The organism is Candidatus Jordarchaeum sp. (assembly GCF_052745115.1).
Genome location: NZ_JBRAKS010000399.1, coordinates 1 through 3,351, shown reverse-complemented (window position 1 = coordinate 3,351; position 3,351 = coordinate 1). Strand labels below are relative to the sequence as shown.

Sequence of the window (3,351 nt, the reverse complement as noted above, 5' to 3'; positions counted from 1 at the left end):
TGAAGCAATACTCCAACCTTTCGGTTAAAATTGCACAAAAGACTTTTTACGCCCAGTTATTATTTCTTAAAATTGAAAATTCCACTTTAATAATATATCTTCAGTACACTAAAAAATTACAGCTTCTATTAAAGTTGTAGCTGAGGGGTGTTTAAATATCATGAAATGAAAATTTAGAGGATTAATAACAAGTATAATCAAGTTTACTCTAATGATTAATAACTGATTAAATATTTTAGATTCCTTTACTATAAAAAAGTTTCAACTATTTAAAAACTCTGTTAATCATACGATGTTCAAGATGGTGTTTTATGAGCATATTTCTTGATTATTTCTTGATTCCGTCTTTATTTTTATCTTCTATACAATCTTTCTTAGAATTAGCTCTCTTTATACTTGTTTTAGTATGTTTTTGTTTTTCTATCTTCATCATTAGCAGAACTTCTATTGGTGTACTTTCCCGTGGTATTTATTGTAGAAGTATTCGCTATAATTTTATTACCTGTCTTAAAATTTTGAATATACCTAGAGAAGAAGTAAAGATGCAAAGACAGAATTTTCAGGAAGGTTCTAGTACATTTATTCATTACATACATCAACATTTGACTTCAATGTGGAGAAATGTTAAAGAAGTAAGTTTTGAATTGCATATTCAGAAAGACAATATTAGTATTTACTTTTATGCTTACCATCAAGGTTTTAGAGGAGAAAAATGTTTCAAGGAAGCTTGGAAGAAAATCCATTCACTAAAAATTAGCTTAGAAACACGTTTTCCCAATATCAAAGCAGAAATAAAAGAATTTGATGACTTGAAAGAAATTTTCAATATTATTGATATTAACTCAGAAATGGTTAAAAAAAAGAATTTTTTAATTTTTAGAACAAATGAGTCCGAAATTTGGGTAAGTGCAATTCTTATGAGGGGTAGGATAGAAAAATCACCATATGAAAAGTATTCTCAAATCGATAGCCTTGTTAGAGGCTTAACACGACTGGGTATAGATGCTCATTTTATTGTCCATTTCAAAGCGATTAAACCTTCTAGAGTAAAAAAGAAAAGAACAACAAACAGAAAGCTGAAATCCTCTAATGGAGAAATTCTTGTGCAAGTAAATGAGAATGAATTAGAAGAAAGAGAAAAAGAATTAGGGCATATTACTGGTTTTTGGGATGTTTCATCATACATTATTGTTAAAACGGAAACTGAGGATAAAACAGAAATACGGACTACACAGGTTAAAAACATTTTAACTACCGTGTATTCTGGAGTAAATTATAGTCCAGATATAAAGATTCTTAGCGGAAGAGAGATTAAAAGAAAATCAAAAAAAATTGTTCTACGAAAATCTGTGGGAAGAACTAGTAAGATGGCGAGTACTAGACTTGCAGCTCTAATACATTTTCCAGAAAAACCGGTCCCAGGTATCGAGGCCTACGAATATCCTGATTTTGAGATTCCTCCAAACACCATATTTAACTATTACACAGGAATACCTACAGCCTATGTTTTGTATAAAGAACGTAAAATATTTACTTGCATGCTTGACCCAGAAGATTTGAGACGTGGACTTGCGATTTTGGGTACTGTTGGGAGCGGAAAAACCCGCTATGTTATTAATCTTGTCGATAAATTGTTAAGAAAAAAACCTTTACCAATGTTGATATTTGAAAATAAGGGCGAGTTTCTCGGACTTATAAAATCTCTCCCACTAGAAGTTACGAAAAATATGGTTATAATCTGTCCAGGCAGTGAGTTTGCGCCCCTAAAAATTAATTTATTTGATCCCGGAGAGATGGAATCAGAGGATTATGCTCGAAGACTATGTGGCCTTATTAATGAAACCCTTCACTCACTATTTCGGATTGACGGGGATCTCTCACTACAGATGTCGCGGGTTTTAGGGGAAGTATTGCCTAAAGTAGTAAAAGAGGAAAGATATAGAAACTTTGAAGCATTACGCAAATTACTCAGTGAATATGCTGAGAATAATAGGCTTACTGCCCCTTATGTTGACAGCACCGTACTCGCTATAGATGCACGGTTGAATGTTTTTCGTCAAGGAATTCTCAGCCGAGTTTTTGATGTGGAAAAAACTAACCTTAGCCTAAATGAACTATTGGAAAATGTTGTTATAATAGATTTTAGTTATCTACTTTCTCAAGGAGGAACAAAAGAAGATACTAAAATTATTATGAATCTTATTATGCTCCAAGTTTTTCAGGCTGGATTGAGAAGGATGAATTCTGAGGAACTACGACATCTAGTTATAGTAGATGATGCCCGTTTTCTAGTGCCTGAAATTTTTAAGCGTCACAGTAGTGGAGATACAACCATAGTTGAGGATATGATCACAATCGAACGTGGAAAAGGCCAGGGATTAGTTTTAATATGTCAAGATCCAGCTATATCAAAAGTGGCACTTTCAAATTGTAATACACGAGTAATTTTTCGAATAGCTTTCAAATCTCCGGAAGAGGAAAAATACATTAGACTAGGACTTAATATCGCAGAGGAGCAGAAAAGACATCTTGTGATTCAACCCAAACGTGAGGCAATAATGAAATTAGCTGATTATCCATATCCCTTCAGGATTAGAACATTAAATCAACAAATTCCTAAAATCACATTTCAAGAAATAAAAGAACATAATATGAATCACCATCAATGGTTGTACCCAGAAAAAGAAATTAAAGATATAACAATTGAAGAAAAACTAGAGTTTCGGGATCAAAAGGAGAAACATATAAATGAAATTTTATCCTGGTTAGTAAAAAATGATTACATCACGGTGGATAAGGCTGAAGAATTAATTGAAATGAACAACTTAAAGACGCAAGAATTATTAGATAAGATGCACTCAAAAAATGAACTTTTACGAACCATATATGTTTCTCCAATTTCTGGAAAACAAGTTCTTTACCATATAAATAAGGATGTTAGCTTAGCCTTTATGAATAATGAATTGAAAAATTTTTTAAAAAATTATAAACTTAATGCTTCAATACATCTTATAAAAAATGGAGATAAAAATAAGATAATAAAGGAGAGCAACTGGGTAGAATATAGGCAGGGAGTAATCCTTACTTTTGAAGAAAAAGCGGCAAACCAAATCAAAAAATGGTATGAGAAGGAAAATAACTGCCCTGAAATAATTAGCTTTACAGAAAAGGGAATATCAGAATTAAAACTAATTCTTGAAAAAAGAGTAAATGAAAATAAAACTTTCCACATACTTATTATAGGTAAAAATGGTTAAATAATAATGTTATCTATATTGAAGAATTATAAATAATAAACTAAAGTTTTGCGGTATTTAAGTTATTAGGTCATTTTATTATCATACTCACCAC

Annotated in this window: 1 protein-coding gene; it reads left to right on the top strand. The window is 31.4% G+C overall.

All coding sequences use genetic code 11. The annotated features are described in order from the left end of the window. Positions 1 to 311: 311 nt before the first annotated feature. Positions 312 to 3,257: an ATP-binding protein gene (locus ACUVXA_RS18490; RefSeq protein WP_445872764.1), complete on the top strand. Its 2,946-nt coding sequence runs from the start codon at positions 312 to 314 to the stop codon at positions 3,255 to 3,257. The last annotated feature ends 94 nt before the right edge of the window (positions 3,258 to 3,351 follow it).

Coding starts and splice junctions, on each gene's coding strand:
- ACUVXA_RS18490 (WP_445872764.1), top strand. CDS start 312: ATGAGCATATTTCTTGATTATTTCTTGATTCCGTCTTTATTTTTATCT.